Consider the following 24,446-nt stretch of genomic DNA (forward strand, 5'->3'; position numbering starts at 1 on the left):
TGACCTGGACCCTTATGCCGCGCCTCACCCTCACGCAACTCGCCTGGTCCCCCCTGGGGCACGGTCATTGTCATCACCAGTTCCACCTGCGTGACGCCAACCTGCACGTGGCCGCCGGCGAGTTCGTGGGGTTGATCGGGCCCAATGGCAGCGGCAAAACCAGCCTGCTGCGGTGCGCCTACCGCTTCAGCAAGCCCGAGGCCGGCACCGTTCACCTTGGGCAACACAACCTCTGGCAACAATCCCCCCGCTGGAGCGCGCAACGCATCGCCGTGGTGTTGCAAGAATTCCCCGATGCCTTTGGCCTGACCGTCGATGAAGTGGTCGCCATGGGCCGCACCCCGCACAAAGGGCTGTTTGACGGCGACACTGTCACCGACCGCCAGTTGGCGCAAAACGCCCTCGCGTCCGTGGGCTTGCAGGGCTTTGAAGACCACGCGTTTGCCACCCTGTCGGGCGGTGAAAAACAGCGCGTGATTCTGGCCCGCGCCCTGACCCAGCAACCGGACCTGCTGATCCTCGACGAGCCGACCAATCACCTCGACCCGCGCTATCAACTGCAACTGCTGCAATTGGTTAAACGCCTGAACATCGGCACCCTCGCCAGCATCCATGACCTGAACCTCGCCGCCGCTTTTTGCGACCGCCTGTATGTGATCGACCACGGCAAAATCGTTGCCAGCGGCACGCCTCGCGAGGTGCTGACCGTCACCCTGCTGCGCGAGGTGTTTGGCGTCGACGCCCTGATCGATGAACATCCGCTGGCCGGCTACCCGCGCATCACCTGGATAACCCAACCATGAACCTGATCCGCCTCGTTCTCTGCGTCTGCGCTGTGTTCGGCACTCAACTGGCCCAGGCCGACGCCACCCGCTACCCGCTGACGATCCAAAGCTGCAACCGTGACGTGACCTTCAATGAAGCCCCCAAGCATGCCGTCAGTCATGACATCAACATGACGCACATGATGCTGGCCCTCGGGCTGAAGCCGCACATGACCGGTTACAGCGGCATCAGCGGCTGGAAGGCCGTCACCCCGCAAATGAAGGTGATCCTCGACGGCCTGCCCGAACTGGCGAGCAAGTACCCGTCCGTTGAAACGTTGCTCAATGCCAATGTGGATTTCTTCTTTGCCGGCTGGGACTACGGCATGCGTGTGGGCGGCGACCTGACTCCCCAGACCCTGACACCGCTGGGCATCAATGTGTACGAGCTGACCGAGTCTTGCGCGTTTGTCATGAAGCGCCCGCCAGCCAGCATGGAAGACACCTACAACGACCTGCGCAACCTCGGCAAAATCTTCGACGTGCAGGACCGTGCCAACGCGCTGATTGCTCACATGCAGCAAGAAATTTCTGAGGTGCAAAAGACCCTTCCCGCCTCAAAACCGCGGGTCTTCCTGTATGACAGCGGTGAAGACCGCGCCATGACCAGCGGCCGTCTGGGCATCCCGCACGCGCTGATTGAAGCGGCAGGCGGTAACGACATCCTCAGCGACATCGACGCCAGCTGGACGCGCATCAACTGGGAAACCGTGGTCGAACGTAATCCCGAGGTGATCGTGATCGTCGACTACAGCGAAGTGACGGCCGAACAGAAACAGCGCTTCCTGGAAACCCACCCCGCGCTGCAATCGGTGGACGCAATCCGTCACAAACGCTTCATCGTCATCCCCTACGTCCAGGCCACGCCGGGTATCGACAACGTGCTGGCCATCCAGACCCTGGCCAAAGGCTTTCATCCGCAATGATGGCGCGTCGCTATGCGCTATTGCTGTTGGGGCTGGGCGCTGTGCTGCTGGTTTCGTGCGTCGTGTCGCTTGGGTTCGGCCCGGCGCGGGTGCCCGTGGACGTGGTGTGGCACATCGTGCTGCACAAGCTGTTCGGGATTGGCGAGGTGAACTGGAGCGCCGGGCAGGAACACATCGTGTGGCTGATACGGGTGCCGCGCATGCTGCTGGGTGCGCTGGTCGGGGCCGGGCTGGCCTTGATCGGCGCGGTGCTGCAAGCCGTGACCCGCAACCCGCTGGCGGACCCGCACCTGCTGGGCGTCACAAGCGGCGCCACCTTAGGCGCCGTGATCGTGGTGCTGCACGTGGGCGAGATCATCGGTTTACTGACCCTGCCCATCGCGGCCTTTATTGGCGCGTTGCTGAGCATGCTGCTGGTATTGGTCATCGCCAGCCGTCAGGGCCGACTGGACAGTGACCGCCTGCTGTTATGCGGCGTGGCGGTGTCGTTTGTGATGATGGCCGTGGCCAACACCTTGCTGTTTTTGGGCGACCACCGCGCCAGTTCCGCCGTGCTGTTCTGGATGCTCGGCGGTCTGGGGCTGGCGCGCTGGGAACTGCTGGCCATCCCCGGCGCCAGCGTGTTGCTGGGGCTGGTGCTGCTGTTGGGCATGGCCCGCCCGCTGAATGCCCTGATGGCGGGCGAACAAACCGCCGTCACCCTCGGCCTGAATGCACGCAACGTGCGCCTGCGGGTGTTTCTGATCGCCTCGCTAATGACCGGCGTACTGGTGGCCATCAGCGGTTCGATTGGTTTTGTCGGCTTGATGATCCCGCACATTGCCCGCCGTCTGGTGGGTGCAGAACATCGCCGCTTGCTGCCGGTCTCAGCGCTGCTGGGCAGTGTGTTTCTGGTCTGGGTCGACGTCGCGGCCCGCACCCTGATCGCCCCTGAAGACCTGCCCATCGGCGTGGCGACGGCGGCGATTGGCGGGTTGTTTTTTATTGGCCTGATGCGCAAACGCTAAAGCTCGTCATGCCAGGGCGCGGAAGGCGTGTCCGCGCCGTTGGTGGGCACCAGTTGCACCTTGCGAGGATCGTCCCACTCGAACAACCCCGGTGCAGGCTCGATGTTGATCGTCAAGGTGTGCTGCACCTCGCCCTTGTTCGGCCAAGTGCGGCTGACCGTAATCACGCTCAGTTGCCCCGTATTGAGAACGCGGGTCAGCAGCTCGACGGGCTTTTGAGGCTCGGGCGCCTTTTCGTAGTAACGGCGAGTGGTGCGGTCAGGTTCATAGTTCTCGGCAAAGTACCCCTCATAGGTCAGGTTTGAGCCGCTGATGGACTCACACAGTTGCTGCGTCGCCAGGGTCGCGCCGCGCCGGTATTTGAGCAGGCCGCCATCATTGGTCGAGTGGTAGATCACCTCAAAACTGTTGTCACTGTCATAGGTTTTTAGCAGGCGGGTGGCGTAGCAAATATCCACTGGCCAGAACATGTTGTTCAGCAAGTTATTTTCAAGCGCGCTGTAACCCGCCTGCGATGAATACGCCCGCGAAAACAGCAGGTGCTTGCGCGAGTACCCGGCGGCAAACAGCGGCACCGGGTGTAACTGGCCGTCCACGTGCTTGTGGGTGAACAGCAGGGTTTGCGGCGCATTGGCCACTTCCCCGCCCGAGTTCGGCTCAATGGCGACATAGGTGTTGTAGTCGGCCTTGCCCAGAATGGCGGCGACCACATTCAACTGGTTGGGGTGCGGGATGTGCGCGTGCACATAGCGGGCGGCGTCATCGGGGTGGGCAAACACCGGGCTGAGCGGGAAGCGCCGGGTGGCCGGAAACGGCATCGCCGCCGCCTTTTTATAAGGCACCCACTGTTGCGTAATGTGCCCCGGTGCATTCCACAGGGCGCTCTTTATTACGACCTCCAGTTGGCCGTTGGCCGCCACCTGATGCACGTACTCCGTCACGTGCAATTCACCGTTCAGGATCTGCGTCAGTAACGGGCGGCCCCAAGAACCAAACAGACCGGAGGTCAGCTGTGCCCACAGGTTGACCGGCACATAGCTGAGCAACGCGCCGTCGTTAGTCGACAGGTACAGCGGCACGTCGCCCGTGAACGCGCCCCGCTGCTGTTTGACCAGGTTCACCAGACCCAGCGCGTCGGCAAAATCGTCAGGGGTCACAAACCCCAGCAGCGTATTGAGGTTGCGCACGTCCTTCACGTGCGAGGGTGATGAGAAATACGTCGCGGGCGTTCCCAGGTAAACCCCATGGATTTTGAAATCCCCGGGCAGTGTGTTGTCGCGTTCGGAGGGTTTGCGGGGGAACACCCGATCCAGCCCCAGACCGCCACCTTCGAGCGGGTACGTCGCGACAAACTCTTCGCTGTGAACACTCTTGAGAATAAAACCGAACTGGCGCTTCGTGCGCGCCCCCATGCGGTGGTGGGCATAGCGCGCCGCATCCTGCGCCTGGGTAAACACCGGGCTTAAGGCGGGCTGCTCGGTCGCCAGTGGCACGGGTGCCGGTTCAGGTGAAGGCTTCCAGTGGGTCGTGACCTTGCCCGGATTGCCCCAAAGAGTGTTGCCTTCCACCACATACAAATCACCGGTGCGCACGATCTGCCCCACGTATTCGGTGGCCTTGAGCGTATGCGTGCGCAACTTGAGTTGCAGCGCGTTGTGCCGCACGTTTTCAGGGTTGCTCACCGGGGGGGCGACGCGAGCAAGGAATTTCTTTTCCCGGTCAGTGCCACTGGGCACGTATTTGAGCAACGCGCCTTGCGGGGTCGACAGAAAGCGCACCGGCGCCCAGTCACGGTCCTGGATGGCGGCACACACTTCATGGGGTTCAAGCATGTCCGCGTAGAGCTGTTGTTCGACACCCGGCGGCAACAACATCGAGTCTTGCGGCCGATGAGAATGGTAAAAACCCACAATGGTTCCGCCCGTGGGGGTCAGGTCAAGGCGTTCAGCGGGGATGATGCCGTAAGGATCAAAGGTCTCACCGCGACCCGCCAACGGCTCGGTGGCCACAAAGCGCTGGTCGAGGCGCTGAAATATCAATCCTCCGAAGATACGGTCCGCATTCGGTGACTTTTTAATCTTGCGGTGAACATAACGGGCAGCGTCATCCATCGTTAAAAAAGACGGGCTCAAGGCCCTGCGACTCAGGCGCGCATAAGGCGTCCAGTGTTGATCGACCGTGCCTGGCACCCCCCACAGATCGCTGTGGTACAGCACCTTCAGCGTCCCCATTTGCGCCAGCCGATGGACATAGGCCGTCGGGGTAACGTGGCCGCCCAGCAGGTCACGCTTGATCGCCAGCCCACCCCCTTCTGCCTGGCTGAGCGTTCGCACATAGGGCTCTTCGGCCAACGTGCTGGACGGTTGATACTCAAGCAAGGCGCCGTCACGCACCGTGATGTAGAGGGGCAGCGGTGCCACATCCCGCCCAAACCGAAGGGCCAGCGACATGCGAATGCTTTGCGCCATGGCGTTAGGCTCGACGAAACGCTTGTAGACCTGACGCTGCTGCGCGGGCACCTGATCCGGCGCGTGATACAGGTTGTCGCAGTAATACTGGGCCACCACTTCCAGATTACGGGGGATGACCACAGCCCCCGCTGCGTTAAGCGTGAACACGGCGTCAGGCTTGAACAGGTGTTCAGCGCCGGGCACGGGCTCAGTCGCCAGGTATTGCGCCTGATCCTTGTATTTGAGGAGGTAGCCGAACTGCTGTTCAGGTTGTTGGTACATGCGCAGCCGAGTGTATTTCACCGCATCCAGCAGGCTTGAAAACACAGGGCTGTAGGCCGGTTGCTGAATCTGCTTGTTCGGTGCCTGAGGAAGCGTCGCCGGGTTGTAAATCTTAAAGTCCGCGTCGACCTTTCCGACTTTCCAGCCCCAGATGTCATTGGTTTGAATCACGCTGAGTTCACCAACAGCCGCCAACTCATGCACGTAACTGATCAACTGTTTGGCTCGGACCAAACCTTTCTGATACCCCTCCACCAGCGCGGCCTCTTGCTCGGACCCGCTGGGCACATATTTGATCAGCGAACCATTGAGGCCCGACAAATAGCCTACGCGTGCGAACCCGCGCATGCCCACGGTGAACACCACATCGGGGGGTGAGAAGAAGTTCATCGACGTCTCGACCGACTCTTTTGACCACTGCGCAAAATACCGCTTCACCTCGGCGTAGTTATTGGGGTGCGAGTGATAGAACGCATGGCAGGTATAACCGGGGGGGTGCAAAAAATTATTGTCGGCGTCTGTCGACAGCACCAACTCGTGAGAGAACATCCTGCTCTGGCCCTTGACGGGTAACGTGGCGAAAAACTTCCCGTCGTGACGTTGCAGGATGACTCCGCCGTACTCACCCTCACGTCGATCGCCAATCATTTCGTGGGCGAAGCGGGCCGCATCATCGGCATACGCAAACGCCGGGCTTAAGGCGGGCAGGGGCACCGTTTTCGCGGCCGTGCCGCGTTCGATGCGTTCGTGGAAAAATTGGCTCACGTTCACTCTCCTGATTCAGATGATTTAGCGCAACGCGGTCGCGCTTCCACATCATCAGGAGCCACCCCGAAGGGAGGTCATATTTAAATAATAAAATCCCGCGCGTCCCACCCCCACCCCGTTCAGACGTCCCTTCGCCGCAGGCGCCTGCGCCGTGCCAGGCACCAAGGCGGCGCACCCGCGTGCACCGCGAGCCCTGACGGGCGCTCTGATGGTGCGAAAAAAAGCACATTTTGTGTGCAAACCCCGGTTTCAGAGGCACCGACCAATCCGGCACAGCCCTTGCTATAGCCCTTGTCAGTGCAGGTATTGGCTCGCCAACCATCAGAACTCTGGAGATCGCACCATGCAGCGTCGTCGCTTGATCAAAGCTTTCACCCTCACAGCCTCCATCGTGGCCATGGGCATGACCTGGACGGTGCAGGCAGCCGAGACCATCAAAGTCGGCATTCTGCACTCGCTGTCCGGCACCATGGCGATCTCCGAAACGTCGCTCAAAGACATGGCGTTGATGACCATCGATGAGATCAATGCCAAGGGCGGCGTCAACGGCAAGCAGCTTGAGGCCGTCGTGGTCGACCCCGCCTCGAACTGGCCGTTGTTCGCTGAAAAAGGGCGCCAATTGCTGACGCAAGACAAGGTCGCCGTGGTGTTCGGCTGCTGGACCTCGGTGTCGCGCAAGTCGGTATTGCCCGTGTTTGAAGAACTCAACGGTTTGCTGTTCTACCCGGTGCAATACGAAGGCGAAGAAATGTCGCCCAACGTGTTCTACACCGGCGCCGCGCCGAACCAACAGGCCATCCCGGCCGTCGAGTACCTGATGAGCGAAGACGGCGGCAGCGCCAAACGCTTCGTGCTGCTGGGCACCGACTACGTGTACCCGCGCACCACCAACAAAATCCTGCGCGCCTTCCTTCACACCAAAGGCGTAGCGGATAAAGACATCGACGAGGTCTACACCCCGTTCGGCCACAGCGACTACCAGACCATCGTGTCCAACCTCAAAAAGTTCTCGGCCGGGGGCAAGACGGCGGTGATTTCAACCGTCAACGGCGACTCCAACGTGCCGTTCTATAAAGAGCTGGCCAACCAGGGCATTAAAGCCACCGACGTGCCGGTAATTGCGTTCTCGGTAGGCGAAGAAGAACTGCGCGGCATCGACACCAAACCGCTGGTAGGCAACCTGGCAGCGTGGAACTACTTCCAGTCGGTGGAAAACCCGGTCAACCAGAAATTCGTGGCCGACTGGAAGGCCTACGCCAAACAACACAACCTGCCGGGCGCCGACAAAGCCGTGACCAACGACCCGATGGAGGCCACCTACGTCGGCATTCACTTGTGGGCGCAGGCCGCGGAGAAAGCCAAGTCCACCGACGTGGACAAGGTCCGCGAAGCGCTGGCCGGGCAAAGCTTTGCCGCGCCTTCGGGCTACACCCTGACCATGGACGCCACCAACCATCACCTGCACAAGCCGGTGATGATCGGTGAAATCCAGCCGGACGGGCAGTTCAGCGTGGTATGGCAAACCGACGGCCCGATCCGTGCCCAGCCGTGGAGCCCGTATCTCCCGGGCAACGACAAAAAACCGGATCACCCGGTGAAAGGTCAATAACACCGTCAAAGGCCCCTCTTCCCCTCGGCCTTCGGGGAGGGAGAGGACGCCGCGCTTACAGGGACGCACACGATGCCCACTGCCTTTTACCGCTTTATCGTCGCCTGCCTGCTGCTCGTGCCGTTGGGTGCGCAGGCCGATGACGCCAGCGACTTTGCCGCCGCCAGCCTGCCCACACAGGTCGCGTTGCTGGAGGGCTGGGCCGCTCAACCCGAGCCTGCGCGAACCACACTGCTCAGCGGGTTACAGAACGGCCAATTGATCGTCGATGGCCAGCCCAAAACCGTGCGTTTGAACAACCGCCTGCGCAGCTTGATCGAGACCGCACTGGCCAGCCATCAACTGCTGGCGGCGGATCCCGCACAGCGCCTGAGCGCCGCGCAACAGTTGCAAAAAACGGCCCGCCCCGCCCAGCTCGCGCTGCTCAATCGTCGCCTGCCCCTCGAAACCGATGAGGGTGTACGCACCGCCCTGAGCCTTGCATTGGCCAACCTGCAACTGGTGGACGCCGACCCCGCTGTGCGGCTGGCGGCGGTGCGCCTGCTGGGCGAAACCGGCGAACCGTTGGCCCGTACCCGACTTGAAACCTTGCTGCAACCGGACGTCGAAACCGATGCCGGGGTACGCACCGCCGCCGAAACCAGCCTGGCGCAAGTCACGCGCCAGTTGCTGATCGGCGACCTGCTGGGCCAGGCGTTCAGCGGCCTGTCACTGGGCTCGATCCTGCTGTTGGCGGCCCTCGGGCTGGCAATCACGTTCGGTCTGTTGGGCGTGATCAACATGGCCCACGGCGAAATGCTGATGCTCGGCGCTTACGCCACGTACTGCGTGCAGGTGCTGGTCCAGCGTTTTGCACCCGCCGCCATCGAGTTCTACCCGCTGCTGGCGCTGCCCGTGGCGTTTTTCGTCACGGCCGGGGTGGGCATGGTGCTGGAGCGCACGATCATTCGTCACCTCTACGGGCGACCGCTGGAAACCCTGCTCGCGACTTGGGGCATCAGCCTGATCCTGATTCAACTGGTGCGTCTGCTGTTTGGCGCGCAGAACGTCGAAGTGGCCAACCCGGCGTGGCTGTCGGGCGGCGTTCAGGTATTGCCCAACCTGGTGCTGCCGTACAACCGGCTGGTCATCATCGTCTTCGCGCTGGCGGTGGTGTGGCTCACCTGGCTGTTGTTGAACAAAACCCGTCTGGGCCTCAACGTCCGCGCCGTCACCCAAAACCGCAACATGGCCGCCTGCTGTGGCGTGCCCACCGGGCGCGTGGACATGCTCGCCTTCGGCCTCGGCTCGGGCATTGCCGGGCTGGGCGGCGTGGCCCTGAGCCAGATCGGCAACGTCGGCCCCGATCTGGGCCAGGGCTACATCATCGATTCGTTTCTGGTGGTGGTGCTGGGCGGCGTCGGGCAATTGGCGGGCACGGTGTACGCGGCGTTGGGACTGGGCATCGCGAACAAAATCCTGGAACCGCAGATCGGTGCGGTGCTCGGCAAAATCCTTATCCTGGGGCTGATCATTCTGTTCATTCAGAAACGCCCGCAAGGCCTTTTCGCGCTTAAAGGACGGGTGATCGACTGATGAACCAGCCATTGCTAATCACCGCAACACAAAAAGCCGGACCGACTGCTACGGCGCTGATCGGCGCGATCGCGCTAGTGATCCTGCTGGCGTTGCCGGCGCTGTCGTTGCTGCCTGCCGACAGCCCGCTGCACGTGTCGGCGTATACCCTGACGCTGGTCGGCAAAATCCTGTGTTACGCCATCGTCGCCCTGGCACTGGATCTGGTGTGGGGCTACGCGGGCATGCTGTCCTTGGGCCACGGCCTGTTCTTCGCGCTCGGCGGCTACGCCATGGGCATGTACCTGATGCGTCAGGCGTCGGGCGATGAGCTGCCGGCTTTCATGACCTTCCTGTCATGGACCGAGCTGCCGTGGTACTGGGTGGGCACCGAACACTTCTGGTGGGCCATGTGCCTGGTCGTACTGGCGCCGGGCTTGCTGGCGCTGGTGTTCGGGTTCTTTGCTTTCCGGTCGCGGATCAAAGGCGTGTACTTCTCGATCATGACCCAAGCCCTGACCTTCGCCGGGATGCTGCTGTTTTTTCGCAACGAGACCGGCTTTGGCGGCAACAACGGCTTCACTCACTTTCGAACAATCATGGGCTTCGGCATCACCGAGCCCGCGACCCGTGCAGCGTTGTTTTTCGCCACCGTGGTGCTGTTGGTCAGCAGCCTGTTCCTCGGCTGGCGCCTGGCACGCAGCAAGTTCGGGCGCGTGCTGACCGCCGTGCGCGATGCCGAAAACCGCCTGATGTTCTGCGGCTACGACCCGCGCGGTTTCAAGCTGTTCGTATGGGTATTGAGCGCGGTGCTGTGTGGCCTGGCTGGCGCGCTGTACGTGCCGCAAGTGGGGATCATCAACCCCGGCGAAATGTCGCCCACCAACTCCATTGAAGCGGCGGTGTGGGTGGCGCTGGGCGGGCGCGGCACGCTGATTGGCCCGCTGCTGGGCGCGGGCGTGGTCAACGGCATGAAAAGCTGGTTCACCGTAGCGTTCCCCGAATACTGGCTGTTTTTCCTCGGCGCGCTGTTTATCGTCGTCACGCTGTACCTGCCCAAGGGCGTCATCGGGCTGTGGCACAAAAGGGGTGATCAATGAGAAATGTGTTGCTCGAACCCATGCTCGAACCCAACAAGGATCAGGGCAGCAGCCGCGATGCCATCGGTCTGGGGCAGGCCGCTGGCACGGGGCTCAACACCCGCCACGGCACAATCCTGACCCTGGAAGGCATCAGCGTCAGCTTTGATGGCTTCAAGGCCCTTAACAACCTGAACCTGTACATCGGCGTCGGTGAGTTGCGCTGCATCATCGGCCCTAACGGCGCAGGCAAGACCACGATGATGGACGTCATTACCGGCAAGACGCGCCCCACCGAAGGTCAGGCCTGGTTTGGTGAAACCCTCGACCTGCGGCAGATGAGCGAAGTGCAGATCGCCCAGTCGGGAATTGGCCGCAAGTTCCAGAAGCCCACGGTTTTCGAGGCGCTGAGCGTGTTCGAGAACCTGGAGCTGGCGCAAAAAACTGACAAGTCGGTGTGGGCCAGCTTGCGCGCCACACTGACGGGCGAGCAAAAAGACCGCATCGACGACGTCCTGCACACCCTGCGCCTCGCTCACGCGCCGCATCGCCCGGCCGGGCTGCTGTCCCACGGGCAAAAGCAGTTTCTGGAAATCGGCATGTTGCTGGTGCAAGACCCGGCGTTATTGCTGTTGGACGAGCCGGTGGCCGGCATGACCGACGCTGAAACCGAGTTCACCGCCGAGCTGTTCAAAAGCCTGGCGGGCAAGCATTCGCTGATGGTCGTGGAACACGACATGGGCTTCGTGGGCTCGATTGCCGACCACGTCACCGTGTTGCATCAGGGCAGCGTGCTGGCCGAGGGGTCGCTGGAACACGTGCAAGCCGATGAACGCGTGATTGAGGTGTATCTGGGTCGTTGAGTCATCGGGCCCGCAGCGGCGCCGTCAAAAGGGGACACACATGTTGAAGGTTGAAAAACTGCATCAGTTCTACGGCGGCAGCCACATCCTGCGCGGGCTGTCGTTTGCCGTCAGCGTCGGTGAGGTCACGTGCCTGCTGGGCCGAAACGGCGTCGGCAAAACCACCCTGCTCAAGTGCCTGATGGGCTTGCTGCCCGTCAAGGAAGGCGACGTGCAATGGGAAGGCCAGACCATCACCTCGCTCAAACCTCACCAACGGGTGCATGCCGGGATTGCCTACGTGCCTCAGGGCCGGGAGATTTTCGGGCGTCTGACCGTGGAAGAAAACCTGTTGATGGGCCTGTCGCGTTTCCCCGGCGCCGAGGCCAAAGCCGTACCGGCGTTCATTTACGAACTGTTTCCGGTGCTACTGGAGATGAAGCATCGACGCGGCGGCGACTTGTCCGGGGGCCAGCAACAACAGCTGGCGATTGGCCGCGCACTGGCCAGCCGCCCACGGTTGTTGATCCTCGACGAACCCACCGAAGGCATCCAGCCCTCGGTCATCAAGGAAATCGGCGCGGTCATCAAGCAACTGGCCGCACGCGGGGACATGGCGATTTTGCTGGTGGAACAGTTTTACGACTTTGCCGAAGAACTGGCCGATCAATACTTGGTGATGTCACGGGGCGAAATCATTCAGCAAGGCCGCGGTGAAAATATGCAAACAGACGGTGTGCGCGGCCTCGTGACGATTTAATCTGTAACTCTTTGTTACCTAGCTGAGCCCCCATGAATCTACCCGCCAACACCGCCCTGTTCACCCCCCACTGGCTCGCCGAGCTGGAGCTGGGCTATGGGCGTTTTGGCGACAGCACGCGCCCGACCTTGCGCCGTCACTGCGGCCCCTTGCGCGTGCAAAAACACCTGTACGCCGAAGGGCCGCAGGTGTGCCAACACATCATCGTGCACCCGCCCGGCGGCATTGCCGGTGGCGATCAGCTCGACATTCGCGCCAGCGTCGGCCCTAACGCCTGGGCGCAACTGACCAGCCCCGGCGCGGCCAAGTGGTATCGCGCGGCAGGCCCGGCCTATCAACGCATTGAGTTAACGGTCGCAGCGGGGGCCACGCTGGAATGGTTGCCCCAGGAAACCATCGTCTTCAGCTCGGCCCAGGCCGAACTGAGCACCCGCATCGAGCTGCAAGGCGATGCACGGCTGTTTTACTGGGACATGATTGCGCTGGGCAGGCAGGCCAGCGGCGAACGGTTCGAGCGCGGGCACTTCCAGTCGCACCTGGATATTCGCCGCGATGGCCAGTTGCTCTGGCATGAGCGCCAGCGCATTGTAGGCGGCGACGGCCTGCTGGACTCGCCCATCGGGCTGGACGGCAACCCGGTGTTTGCGACGCTGCTGGTGACCGGAGACGTCAGCCCCGAATTGCTCGACGCCTGTCGCTCATTGCCTCACCCGGTACGCGGCGACCTGACCCAACTGCCGGGCCTGCTGGTAGCCCGCTGCCTGGCGGGCGAAGCCTTCCAGGCACGCGGCTGGCTGATTGATCTGTGGCGACTGCTGCGTCCCGCGTTGCTGGGCCGTGAAGCGCTTGCGCCGAGAATCTGGAGTACCTGAAGCACCGTTACAGTTGTTACGGACAGAGCAAACGCTCCGCTACTTTTTAACTGCCGAACACGGACCCTGACATGGACCTGACCCCCCGCGAAAAAGACAAGATGATGATCTTCACCGCTGGCCTGCTGGCTGAACGAAGGTTGGCGCGCGGCGTGAAACTCAATTACCCGGAAACCATCGCCTTCATCTCGGCCGCCTTGCTGGAAGGCGCACGCGACGGCAAAACGGTGGCCCAGCTGATGCATGAAGGCACCACCCTGCTGACACGCGAACAGGTCATGGAAGGCATCCCGGAAATGATCCCCGACATTCAAGTCGAAGCGACCTTCCCGGACGGCACCAAGCTGGTCACTGTCCATCAACCCATCGCCTGAGGCCGCGTCATGTCTTACGTTATTCGTGATGCAGTCCCGGCCGACTTGCCGGCGATTCGCGATATTTACAACGATGCCGTGCTAAACACCCTCGCCATCTGGAACGAGCAGACCGTCGACCTGCCCAACCGCGAACAATGGTTCGAAGCCCGGCAACAACAGGGTTATCCCGTTCTGGTGATTGTGGACGACGCCAACGTGCCTTTGGGCTACGCCTCGTTTGGCGACTGGCGCCCGTTTGAAGGGTTTCGCCATACGGTCGAGCACTCGGTGTACGTACACCCCGATCAGCGCGGTAAACGCCTGGGCCCGCAATTGCTCGCCGCCCTGATCGAACGCGCCCGCGGCTGCGGCAAACACGTGATGGTCGCCGCCATTGAAAGCGCCAACGCCGCGTCGATTCACGTGCACAAGCAACTCGGTTTCGTGACCAGCGGCCGCCTGCCACAAGTGGGGATCAAGTTCGGCCGCTGGCTGGACCTGACCTTCATGCAGCTGATGATCAACCCCGGCGCCCTTCCCCCGCAGGAGCACGGCCAATGAGCCACGAGCAGGTGTTACAAGTCACCCCGCACACCTTCAATGACTACCGAGAAGGGCTGATCGCCCTGTTGGTCGATGCCGTGCACCACGGCGCATCGGTCGGGTTCATGGACGATCTGGACGTGCCGCAGGCCAGCGCTTACTTCTGCGAGGTGCTGAGCCAACTGGAACAAGGCAGCCTGTTGCTGTGGGTCTTGGTCGAAGATCAACGGGTGCTGGCCAGCGTGCAGTTGGCGCTGTGCCAGAAGGCCAATGGCCTGAACCGCGCCGAAGTGCAGAAGCTGCTGGTACTCAACGAAGCGCGCCGCCGTGGGCTGGGCCAGGTGCTGATTCAGGCACTGGAACACGGCGCGCGTCAGCACAAACGCGGCTTGCTGCACCTCGACACCGAGGCCGGATCGCCCGCCGAAAACTTCTACAGCGCCCTGGGCTATACCCGTGTCGGTGAATTGCCCAACTACTGCCGCAGCCCCGACGGCCACTACAGCCCGACCGCCATCTACTTCAAAACCTTGAGTGAACCGCAATGATTCCGGGCCAATATTGTATTGAGGCGGGCGAGATCGAGCTGAACGCGGGTCGGCGCACGCACCGGCTGAGCGTGTCCAACCGGGGCGACCGGCCAATTCAAGTCGGTTCGCATTACCACTTTTTTGAAACCAACGATGCGCTGATGTTCGAGCGCGGCGAAAGCCGTGGCATGCGCCTGAACATCCCGGCGGGCACCGCCGTACGGTTTGAACCGGGCCAGACCCGCGACGTGGAACTGGTCGAGCTGGCGGGCCTGCGCCGGGTGTTTGGCTTTGCCGGGCGCGTGATGGGCGATCTGGACTGACCGTGACATTGGCCCGTGAACGCTCTGTTGCCGCCCCCGGCGGCGACCGGTTTTGACTTAACGCTCAGGAACGCATCATGAAAATATCCCGCCACGCCTATGCCGATATGTTCGGCCCGACTGTGGGTGACAAGGTTCGCCTGGCCGACACCGAGCTGTGGATTGAGGTCGAGCAGGACTTCACCACTTACGGGGAAGAAGTGAAATTCGGCGGCGGCAAGGTGATCCGCGACGGCATGGGCCAGAGCCAGTTGCTGGCCGCCGAGGTGGTGGACACCTTGATCACCAATGCGCTGATCATCGACCACTGGGGCATCGTCAAAGCCGACGTGGGCCTGAAGAACGGCCGGATCCACGCCATCGGCAAGGCGGGCAACCCGGACGTGCAGCCCAATGTCACCATCGCCATTGGCGCCAGCACCGAAGTGATCGCCGGTGAAGGCATGATCCTCACCGCAGGCGGCATCGACACCCACATTCATTTCATCTGTCCGCAGCAGATCGAAGAAGCGCTCAACAGCGGCGTGACCACCATGATCGGCGGCGGCACCGGCCCGGCCACCGGCAGCAACGCCACCACCTGCACCCCGGGCCCGTGGCACATGGCGCGCATGCTGCAAGCGGCTGACGCGTTCCCGATGAACATGGGGTTTACCGGCAAGGGCAATGCGAGTTTGCCGCAACCGCTGATCGAGCAAGTCGAAGCGGGCGCCATCGGCCTCAAGCTGCATGAAGACTGGGGCACCACCCCTGCGTCCATCGATAACTGCCTGAATGTGGCCGACCAATACGATGTGCAAGTGGCGATTCACAGCGACACGTTGAACGAGTCCGGTTTTGTCGAAACCACCCTCGCTGCCTTCAAGGGCCGCACCATTCATACCTATCACACCGAAGGCGCGGGCGGCGGGCACGCACCGGACATCATCAAGGCCTGCGGCCTGACCAATGTGTTGCCCAGCTCCACCAACCCGACCCGGCCTTTCACCCGCAACACCATCGACGAACACCTCGACATGCTGATGGTCTGCCATCACCTGGACCCGAGCATCGCCGAGGACGTGGCCTTCGCGGAAAGCCGTATCCGCCGCGAGACCATTGCCGCCGAAGACATCCTGCATGACCTGGGCGCGTTTTCGATGATCAGCTCCGACAGTCAGGCCATGGGCCGCGTGGGCGAAGTCATCACCCGCACCTGGCAGACCGCCGACAAGATGAAGCAACAACGCGGCCCGTTGCCGGAAGACGCGATTGGCAATGACAACTTTCGTGCCAAACGCTACATCGCCAAATACACCATCAACCCGGCCATCACCCACGGCATCAGCCATGAAGTGGGGTCGATCGAAGTGGGCAAATGGGCCGACCTGGTGCTCTGGCGCCCGGCGTTTTTCGGGGTCAAACCGACGCTGATTCTCAAGGGCGGCGCGATTGCGTCGAGCCTGATGGGCGACGCCAATGCCTCCATTCCGACGCCGCAACCGGTTCACTATCGCCCCATGTTCGCCAGCTACGGCGGCTCGCGCCACGCCACCTGCCTGACCTTTATCAGCCAGGCCGCTGCCGAAGCCGGCGTGCCCGAAGCCCTGGGCCTGAAAAAACAAATTGCCGTGGTCAAAGGCTGCCGCGACGTGCAAAAGACCGACCTGATCCACAACGGCTACCTGCCCAACATTGAAGTCGACCCGCAGACGTATCAGGTCAAGGCGGACGGTGTGTTGCTGTGGTGCGAACCGGCCGACGTGTTACCAATGGCGCAACGCTACTTTCTGTTTTGACCGGTATGCCCTCACGCAAGCACACGCTGGCGTGAGGGCCAGGGTTAAAACGGATGCACCGTCATTTCCCAATGGGTCAAGCGCTGAACCCACGCTTTACAGGCAGCCTTGTAATCCTCACCGATCTTTTCCAGCGATTGTTTGTAGGCCTCGTCCGAGGAGGCATGCGCCCCGACTTCAACCTCGTGGGTGCGCACCATGTGCCGTTCAAGGATGGCCGCGAACTGGTGAGCATATTTTTTCTTCAAGAAATCCACCCAAAATTCCCGCTCACAGATTGAGTCGAACAAATTGCTGGTGGAGCGCTCATTGGCCAGTACCCGATACCGCACCCCGTCAATGAGCATTTGCGACACATCCGCCAAGTGCTCGTACTCCATGGCCAGCGGTTGCGCCGGCAGCTCCAGCGGCTCCGCCAACGCGATGCGAAACGCCAGCCGGAACTCCACTTCGTCCAGTTCATTGAGCTCGCCAAGTTCCTCATCGTGCCCGCGGGTGTATCGCTCTTGCATCAAATGCCGCGCGATCACTTCCACTTGATCCAGGCGATATAAGCTGCGCGCCAAACGCAGCAATTTAAGCTCGCATTCTTCCGCGCCCACCGGTTCCTTGGCCTTGGCCACAAGAGTGAGCACTTCCAGATCACTGAAAATCAACGCCAGCCCATCCCCGCATGTCGAACCATGACCGGCCCTGAGCATGAGGTTTTCCCGCAACTCGGTATCGTCACCCAAGGCCAGTAGCATCGTGCCAATCCGTTCGATCAGTGAGTCACGCGTACTTTCATTGGCGTAGGCCGGAGTGGCTGTCAGGCCCATGAGCACCCGTCGCAAATCCTGGGTCTGCGGGTCTTGCTCCAGGCTTTGCCAGATCTCCTGTTTCCGGGCCGCCAACGGCTCGGGGCCACTCAAAAACCAGCTATAGCTGCGCGGGTCGGTCAGAAAGCTGTGCCCCCGCGTGGAGACGTAGCCCATGTTGATCCCGGTCCGCTCTGCGTATGAATCCAGCCGTTGCTCACTGACCGGTGTGAGCGGGTTGTCATGCACATAGGTCACCGCATTCAGGCGCGTATCGGAATTGAAAACCGCATCGGGAATTTGAGTGATGTTGTTGTCACGCAAGTCCAGATAAGCGACTTCATTCAAGGTCTCAACGCCGGATGGCCAATGGGTGCTTGCGGTATGGCGCAGATCAATATGGCGTAAACGCTGCATGCCACTGACATCCACCGCTTGGCCTAAAGGATTGTTGCCCAGATTCAGCTCTCTGAGGTTTGTCAGCCCCGCCAGGATGCTGCCAGCCTCAGCGGTCAGGGCTATTTCGTTATGAGCGAGGTCGAGCTTTAGCAAACCTTTCATCTGCTTCAGCGCCCGCGGCAACGTGCTGAGCCGGTTGTTTTCCATCGACAGCCACCGCAGGTCAGGGAAACATTCGAGAAAACCTTCAGGTACTTCGTTTAACGCCATGTCATCCATGATGAGCACTGAGATATGGCGAAAACTGCCCGGCAGCGTCGGCAAGTCACCGACGGGCATGCCGCTGAGGTCCAGCACATAGCGCCGTGGATCAGGCAGGTCTTGGGCAGACAGGTTTGCATCCTCCACGTACTCATTCAGATTGCCGATTTGATCTTCCAGCCGGGTCTCGCGCCGCCAGGCACGGCTGATAACGTTGCTCGCTGCCCGCTTGATCGTGAGCGGCGAGACATCTCGGCGGGCAGCCACTGAATACTCCGGCAGCGGCTGGCCGACCCAACTGCGTAAAGCGTCCTGCAGCGCTTCGTATTCAAGCTCGCGGCGCACCAGTTCAAGCTCTGGATTAGCCTTAGAGGTCTCCAGCGCACGAAGGAATGCTTCGCACTGGGTGTGCGTGTATTGCGGATAGAGGCTTTTTACGCGGCGGATCTGAAACGCACTGCGCCCGGCATCCGTGATTCTGCCACTCAGGGGATAACCCACGCGCCCACGGGCCAGTCGCATGGGGGATTTAAACCACGGCTTGATGGGCTGCAACCCCAGCGCACCCCGGGTTTCGTCCTGGTGGTCATGGGCGTAGGCGACCAGTTGATCGCGCAACAACGCATCCCCTTTCACAAGCGCCAGCGCCCGCAACGTTTGCGCGTTGTCTAATAGCGTCCCGGCTTGAGCGCTGCGCAGCAAAGGCTCTTGGCCTGCGCTCAAATATTGCTTGCCCTGAGCCGTTTTCAAGAACAGCGCCCCGACCAGGCGAAGGGTTGGGGCGGGGTCTTCGGTATCGAGATAGCACCCTTCCAGCGCACGCGTCACGTTGAGCGCGTGGCGATAGAGCCGCAACTCTTCGGCCAGTCGCAACGGAACCTTCTTGAGGCTGTTCAACACGCGGATTTCACTGACGCTGGCGTGTCGCAGCACTTCGCTCACCACACTGGCGGGCAGCGTGGGGTGGTGCCGATGAAGTGTTTGCATGGGCCCGCTAGCGAATACTTCGCTTGCCTTGTACCCCTCGCTGAACAAGGTCTTTTTTTGGGTCAGGGCGAAACCGGCGACCTTGTTGAGCAACGCGTCGGCACGCTGTTGCGGGGTGATCGCTTCAGCTCCAAGAAATGTCGCGGCCAAGGCGTCATCCATGGCCGCCGCCAATGCGCTGAATATCCCCTGCTGCTGCACATCGGTCATGTTCACACGCAGGGGCGAGCGCCATTCACCGGCCAGCGTCACATCCTGAAGAACACGCCCATCTGCACCCAAAATCTGTAGCCACGTGCCCGGCGGCCAACCGGGCATACGCTCCAGCAAACGCACAATGTGACGGTTATCACTCCATTGCACCGACGCAGACGCCTGCAATCGTTCAACCAGACGCTCAACGTCATCTGCCAGCTGCCAGCGTTTGAGGGTATCGAGCACCAGCGCCGGGGGCGGTTCACGATTGACATGGCTCCAGCGCAGGGCATCGTCTTGCGCCCCCACGATGTTGAGCACCTGCTCCACCTCGGACTCACTTAACGCCGACTTATGCGAGGAGGCCCGGTGCAGTGACTCCACCTTGTCCCATTCACCCGCGCGCTCGATGCCCAAAAACCACGCCCCCTGGTCATTGTGTTCAACCACCGGCGCGTAGGCGCCCTCACGCTTGGGATGCTGCACGCGCCAGTGTTTGATGGCCTCGTCGTATTTGATCTCGTACGGCTGGCCTTTGATGTGGACGAACGTGCGGTCTTGGGTGCGGTAAATACCGTCGCTGTCTGGCTGAAGATGTTCGGGCAACTTAACGTCACTGACAAACGGCGCGAGATCGACTTTCATCAAACGTGTTTCATCGGCCGCGGTGTTCACCCGGCGAAGGGTTTCAATCAGCGAGGGGTAGGCAATGTCGGGGTTGAAGGAAGACCAGGCCTTGGTCGCACGGGCACCTACGAGCAATACGATCAGGTTTTGTGCCACTGACTCGAAGTGCTCGAACGCCTGCTTCACCTCACCATGGGACCAATCCTCAACCCCGACATACACTTGCGACAGTAACTGCATGCTGGTGGACAACAGCAAGAGCCCGCCAACGAGCGGCACAAAAAAAGCCGCCAGATTCAAAAAAGGCTGGGCGGCTTCAAACAAGGCACGCAACTGGTCAAGGGGGGAGATGTCCTGCTCTTGGGTCGGGGCCATCACAAAACGTGCGTTGCTCAACACCTGCTCAATCAATTGTGTATAGAGCGTCACAAACGGCGTGTGACCCGATTCCACCCATTGGATCTGTAAATCAGGACGAGGCCGCCATGTCTCTACCGCGACCAACGAAGCCGTTTTCCCTTTGACGCGCAGTGCCTGCTCGAGTTGTTTGGCAAAGGCCGTTTGATAACGCTGTTCCACGGCTTTGATCAATGCGGCTTTCGGCTCCTCCTCCCGTAAGCGCAAGGCGTAAAGGTCATTGAAACGTTGCAGCGACGCGTATTCACACAAGGGCAACCCCTGATCGTGAGGGGTATACACAAGACAAGGCAGCGAATTTTCAGCGTTCAGGGGTGTGGGCATGAACACCAGGGCCCCGTGTATCGGGCACCCTGCTTGTCCCACACCGTGCTGTTTAAGGCTGAGCATCGTCATGTGACATACCCGGACGTTGCGCCTGCCCCAACGCGGCTGCGGCTCCCCCCTGACCCACTGCAACAGCATCTGGTAAGCCGTTAAGCCAATCGCATGCGTCAAATAGGCCTGATGACTGAGTAATTCAAGTTGGCTTTTTGCATGGGTTATAAAGTCCGAATAAATACCGTATCCGGAATGATCCGTTTGAAAACGGTCGATGCGCTCATAAGGATAAAAAAGGGTTTTCAGGTAGGTTTGATACTTGCCGCCCAGATTTAATGTTCGGCATAACTGTGCAAAGTGCTGTGGATTTAACCCTGTGCGCCTGGAACTCCCGCGGTGTTCCAGTACATACGCAACGCCGTTAAAGTCACGTTCAACTTCCGCCCGTGAGAAGTTCTGCATGGCCGCTTCCAATAACGTCAAATGCGTCATTGAGGTAATGGGCCGCCATGTTGTGGGCAAGACGATATCCAGCGGCTCTTTGATCGCATCCCCCAGCAGGTTGAAGGAAAAGCGTTGCACATTGACAAAGATATTGCGCTCGCTGTCCACCTCTCGCCCCCATCTGGCTGACAGCGCCGGGTTCAGCAAGCCTTTGGCAAAGTCGGCAGGGGCAACCACTTTAGAAAGTTGCGCGGCTAATTGCTGTTCGAGGGCATGCGTCGTGATGAACGCCTGAATGACTTTTTGTCGGGTATCGTCATCAGCCTGTAACAGCCAGAGCGGCATGTTTTGTTTGACGGCTTCGGAAGTTTCATCCATGTGCACCAAGGCCTGAGGAGGAAAGGTGTCAGGGGCAGCAGGTTGTTTATTCATATAAAGCTCTTCTCGATGCGTAAGTCCTCCCACATCTAAACCCGATTGCCGTCCTTTAAATAACGCAAAACGTTGCGTTAAATCGCGCCTGAACGAGCGAGCATTTGTATACAGCGCAGCGATATATAGCCCCTGCCGAATGTTCTTTTCATCTACCCCCCGGCAGGCCCTCCCGCACACCGATCCCAGCCGGGAGGCCGCGGGTGAATCAGCCAATCGGCCAGGACATTCTCAGGCACGCGCTGACCTGCAGCTTATCGGCTGGATCCGCGATCTTGGGGGATTACGATGTACGGCATATTGAGTTGAGGGCGATACTCGCGCATGCGCTAATATGCGTCACCTTTTTTGACTACCGCTCTTACAGCAAGGGTATTTGGGCATGCGCCTATCCGAATTCATCGTGCAAAACGCTGATCGCATCGTCGATGAGTGGGAGCGCTTTGCAGAAACCATTACGCCTGCGGCCGAACACATGGACAGCGTGGCCCTGCGCGACCATGCCAAGGCCATTTTGCTGGCGGCCTCGCGTGACATGACCACCGCCCAGACGGCCAGCGAGCAACAGGCCAAGGCTGAAGGCGAAGGCCCGGATAAAACCCCGAGCCTGGACGAGGCCGCCGCCAGCCACGGCGAGCTGCGCCATACGGTCGGTTTCGATCTGGTGCAGATGACATCCGAATTCCGGCACCTGCGCGCGTGTGTCATCCGCCTGTGGGTCGACAGCCTGCCATTCCCGGAGCACGGGCACTTTCAGGACATGATTCGCTTCAACGAAGCCATTGATGAAGCGCTGGCCGAATCCACTGCGGCCTACGCCGATCAGGTGAATCGCTCGCGCGACATCTTTCTGGCCATTCTGGGGCACGACCTGCGCGCGCCCCTGCAAGCGGTGAGCATGTCCACCGAGATGCTGGAGCGTAAAGCCAAGCTTGACGTTGATGCCCTGAACTATGTGAACGCCATCAAGAACGGTGCGCGGCACATGGGTTCGATGGTCAGCGATCTGCTGGCATTTGTGCGCAGCCGTCTGGGCAGCCAGTTGCCGATCGAACCGGTGAGCATGGACCTGGGCGAAGCCTGCCGCGCGGCATTGGCCGAAGCCTGCGCCGGGCAACCGGACTGCGAGCCGGTGTTAACCATTGATGGCCCTGTGCAAGGTGAGTGGGATCGCGGCCTGATCAATCAGTTGCTGCAAAACCTGATTGGCAATGCGCTGCAACATGGCAGCCACAGCCGCGTGGTCACCGTGACGCTGACAGGCGGCGCCGAGCAGGTCCTGCTTTCGGTACACAACCGTGGCACGCCCATTGATGAAGGCTCGCTGGCAACCCTGTTTGACCCGCTGGTGCGCAGCCCGAGTGAAGACGTCAGCCTGCCGGGCACTTCCACCAGCCTCGGTCTTGGCCTGTACATCGTCAAAGAGTCGGTCAACGCCCACGGCGGCACGATTGAAGTCACTTCAACCGCCGCCGAAGGCACCACCTTTACCGTGGTGTTACCGAAAAAAGCCTGATACCGCGCGCCAGCGACTGCACGTCAGGGCATTAACCCTGTGCAGTCGCTGTCGGGGTACAAGGCTGCCCCTTAAGCCGGTCAGGCGTTGGGGTTGCTGCCCACAAACCGCCCCAGTTGCTGCTTCAGGCGGCGGTTTTCAGACCGCAGGTGCTGCACCTCTTCGAGCAAGTCCAGCGCCAGGGCGACGCCTTCCCATTCCAGGTCAAGGTCTTGATGCAGCTTGGCTGCACGCTTTGCGATGACCAGTTCATAGTCTTCAAAACGCCACGCCTCCGGTGCGTGGCCCTGAGGTTCGATAATTCCGTGTTCGACGATCTCTATCACGTAAGTGGCCGGTAAATTGGCCTCCTCGCAGAACCTTTCCATGTCCAGCTGAACGATCAGGGTGCTGCTCATGATCAATTACTCCATTGGGCTCTCGGATCAAAGGCTGCTTTGTCAGCCAGCTCTTGCCACAAGGTTTTGCTCGCCTCGTCAGTGTGTTTGGGCATGACCACTTTCAATTGGGCATACAAATCGCCGCGCTGACCTTTCTTGTCCATCAAACCATGGCCCTTGATGCGCAAACGCTGGCCGCTCTGGCTGTCCGGACGAATGGTCAGGTTGATCTTGCTGGTCAGCGTCGGCACGGCGACCTTGGTCCCCAATGCGGCTTCCCACGGCGCCAAAGGCACCGTAATCACCAGATCGTGGCCTTCCACGTCGAACTTCGGATGCGGTGCAAACCGAATGATCAGGTATAGATCACCATTGGCCCCGCCGCCCATGCCCGGGCCACCCTGACCTTTGAGGCGAATGCGCTCGCCGTCGGTCACACCGGCCGGGATCTTCACGTTCAGGGTCTTGCTGGTGCCACCCACCTGAAAGCTGATCTGCTTGGACTCGCCCGACAGGGTTTCTTCCAGAAAAATCGGTAATTCCATTTCAACATCCTGCCCGCGACGACCCGCGCTGCGGCTTGATTGACCACCAAAGCCATTACCGCGCGAACCGAAGATCGAGCTGAAAAAGTCCGAAAAATCGCCTGCATCTTCGAAGCCGCCACTGGAACGACCCTGCCAGCCCGGTGGCCCCTGGAACGGCTGGCCGTGCTGACCGTACTTGCGAATTTCATCGTACTCGGCGCGTTTATCAGCGCTTTTCAACGCTTCATACGCTTCGTTCACGTCCTTGAATTTACTCTCGGCGTCCTTTTCTTTGCTGACATCCGGGTGATATTTGCGCGCCAGCTTGCGATAAGCGGTCTTGATCGCCTTATCGTCAGCCGTGGGTTCTACACCCAGAATCTTGTAATAGTCTTTGAAGTCCATGTAAGGATCACCATCCGTTATCAATATCGCGCCACTCAGACCACCCACAATGCTTGGGTTAGCCAGTCTGTCGATTGACCGATCTCAATCTTCCGACGCTACGGCGCTGCAAAAGTTTATCGGCAGCCTACGGGCTTCACTCAATTGCCTTACAACCACCAAGCCAATGTCTGGAAGTTTGGGGGTGAAGGATAGTCTTTCAAGGGGATTAAAACCTGCGAATTAACGAATAGTC

General features: G+C 60.5%; 19 protein-coding genes. 15 read left to right on the plus strand and 4 right to left on the minus strand.

Features of this window, described 5'->3' with window-relative positions; translation table 11 throughout:
- Nucleotides 1-14 precede the first annotated feature (14 nt).
- From TU74_RS12960 to TU74_RS12970, 3 genes are read left to right on the plus strand one after another with little or no spacing between them, the layout of a single operon-like run.
- Nucleotides 15-803 (plus strand): ABC transporter ATP-binding protein, encoded by a 789-nt coding sequence (locus tag TU74_RS12960; RefSeq protein ID WP_047273183.1) that lies wholly within the window; start codon nt 15-17, stop codon nt 801-803.
- Complete coding sequence (locus tag TU74_RS12965; RefSeq protein ID WP_048376790.1) at nt 800-1,750, plus strand: ABC transporter substrate-binding protein; 951 nt, start codon at nt 800-802, stop codon at nt 1,748-1,750. The genes TU74_RS12960 and TU74_RS12965 overlap by 4 nt, the downstream gene beginning before the upstream one ends.
- On the plus strand, nt 1,747-2,757 hold the full coding sequence (locus TU74_RS12970) for a FecCD family ABC transporter permease (protein ID WP_047273181.1): 1,011 nt from the start codon (nt 1,747-1,749) through the stop codon (nt 2,755-2,757). The genes TU74_RS12965 and TU74_RS12970 overlap by 4 nt, the downstream gene beginning before the upstream one ends.
- Here TU74_RS12970 and TU74_RS12975 read toward each other — a convergent pair.
- The gene (locus tag TU74_RS12975; RefSeq protein WP_048376791.1) at nt 2,754-6,254 is read right to left on the minus strand and encodes a DUF4329 domain-containing protein; all 3,501 of its coding nucleotides are present in this window, start codon (nt 6,252-6,254) and stop codon (nt 2,754-2,756) included. The two genes, TU74_RS12970 and TU74_RS12975, sit on opposite strands and share 4 nt — an antisense overlap.
- A 346-nt stretch (nt 6,255-6,600) precedes the next feature.
- Between TU74_RS12975 and urtA the strand changes: the two genes are divergently transcribed.
- From urtA to ureC, 11 genes are all read left to right on the plus strand, one after another.
- Entirely contained in the window at nt 6,601-7,866 is a 1,266-nt protein-coding gene (gene urtA / locus TU74_RS12980) for an urea ABC transporter substrate-binding protein (protein WP_048376792.1), read from the plus strand.
- A gap of 72 nt (nt 7,867-7,938) precedes the next feature.
- A complete protein-coding gene (gene urtB, locus TU74_RS12985) occupies nt 7,939-9,441 on the plus strand; it encodes an urea ABC transporter permease subunit UrtB (protein WP_048376793.1) in 1,503 nt (500 codons plus the stop codon).
- Nucleotides 9,441-10,520: an urea ABC transporter permease subunit UrtC gene (urtC, locus tag TU74_RS12990; RefSeq protein ID WP_047273178.1), complete on the plus strand. Its 1,080-nt coding sequence runs from the start codon at nt 9,441-9,443 to the stop codon at nt 10,518-10,520. Before urtB ends, urtC begins: the two co-directional genes overlap by 1 nt.
- Nucleotides 10,517-11,362, plus strand: coding sequence for an urea ABC transporter ATP-binding protein UrtD (gene urtD, locus TU74_RS12995; RefSeq protein ID WP_047273177.1), 846 nt, complete (start codon nt 10,517-10,519; stop codon nt 11,360-11,362). The genes urtC and urtD overlap by 4 nt, the downstream gene beginning before the upstream one ends.
- A gap of 40 nt (nt 11,363-11,402) precedes the next feature.
- Entirely contained in the window at nt 11,403-12,101 is a 699-nt protein-coding gene (gene urtE, locus TU74_RS13000; RefSeq protein ID WP_047279963.1) for an urea ABC transporter ATP-binding subunit UrtE, read from the plus strand.
- Nucleotides 12,102-12,133: 32 nt separating this feature from the next.
- Nucleotides 12,134-12,973, plus strand: a complete 840-nt coding sequence (locus TU74_RS13005; RefSeq protein ID WP_047279962.1) for an urease accessory protein UreD — start codon at nt 12,134-12,136, stop codon at nt 12,971-12,973.
- Between the two features lie 71 nt (nt 12,974-13,044).
- On the plus strand, nt 13,045-13,347 hold the full coding sequence (locus TU74_RS13010) for an urease subunit gamma (protein ID WP_047273174.1): 303 nt from the start codon (nt 13,045-13,047) through the stop codon (nt 13,345-13,347).
- A 9-nt stretch (nt 13,348-13,356) separates the two neighbouring features.
- Nucleotides 13,357-13,890 carry a GNAT family N-acetyltransferase gene (locus TU74_RS13015; RefSeq protein ID WP_047273173.1) on the plus strand — a complete coding sequence of 178 codons (534 nt, stop codon included), beginning with the start codon at nt 13,357-13,359 and terminating at the stop codon, nt 13,888-13,890.
- Nucleotides 13,887-14,420 (plus strand): GNAT family N-acetyltransferase, encoded by a 534-nt coding sequence (locus TU74_RS13020; protein ID WP_047275140.1) that lies wholly within the window; start codon nt 13,887-13,889, stop codon nt 14,418-14,420. The genes TU74_RS13015 and TU74_RS13020 overlap by 4 nt, the downstream gene beginning before the upstream one ends.
- Nucleotides 14,417-14,725: an urease subunit beta gene (locus tag TU74_RS13025; protein ID WP_047273171.1), complete on the plus strand. Its 309-nt coding sequence runs from the start codon at nt 14,417-14,419 to the stop codon at nt 14,723-14,725. The genes TU74_RS13020 and TU74_RS13025 overlap by 4 nt, the downstream gene beginning before the upstream one ends.
- A 77-nt stretch (nt 14,726-14,802) precedes the next feature.
- Entirely contained in the window at nt 14,803-16,503 is a 1,701-nt protein-coding gene (gene ureC / locus TU74_RS13030; protein ID WP_047279960.1) for an urease subunit alpha, read from the plus strand.
- Between the two features lie 44 nt (nt 16,504-16,547).
- Here ureC and TU74_RS13035 read toward each other — a convergent pair whose 3' ends face one another.
- Nucleotides 16,548-21,383: an NEL-type E3 ubiquitin ligase domain-containing protein gene (locus TU74_RS13035; protein ID WP_048376794.1), complete on the minus strand. Its 4,836-nt coding sequence runs from the start codon at nt 21,381-21,383 to the stop codon at nt 16,548-16,550.
- A 382-nt stretch (nt 21,384-21,765) separates the two neighbouring features.
- Here TU74_RS13035 and TU74_RS13040 point away from each other — a divergent pair, with 382 nt between their 5' ends.
- Nucleotides 21,766-22,899 (plus strand): sensor histidine kinase, encoded by a 1,134-nt coding sequence (locus TU74_RS13040; protein WP_047273168.1) that lies wholly within the window; start codon nt 21,766-21,768, stop codon nt 22,897-22,899.
- A gap of 80 nt (nt 22,900-22,979) precedes the next feature.
- Here TU74_RS13040 and TU74_RS13045 read toward each other — a convergent pair whose 3' ends face one another.
- Together TU74_RS13045 and cbpA are read right to left on the minus strand one after the other, a co-directional pair.
- On the minus strand, nt 22,980-23,297 hold the full coding sequence (locus tag TU74_RS13045; protein WP_047273167.1) for a chaperone modulator CbpM: 318 nt from the start codon (nt 23,295-23,297) through the stop codon (nt 22,980-22,982).
- Nucleotides 23,298-23,299: 2 nt separating this feature from the next.
- Nucleotides 23,300-24,211: a curved DNA-binding protein gene (gene cbpA / locus TU74_RS13050; protein ID WP_047273166.1), complete on the minus strand. Its 912-nt coding sequence runs from the start codon at nt 24,209-24,211 to the stop codon at nt 23,300-23,302.
- Nucleotides 24,212-24,446 lie beyond the last annotated feature (235 nt).

Origin of the sequence: Pseudomonas lundensis, assembly GCF_001042985.1 — a bacterium.
Classification (GTDB): Bacteria; Pseudomonadota; Gammaproteobacteria; order Pseudomonadales; family Pseudomonadaceae; genus Aquipseudomonas; species Aquipseudomonas lundensis.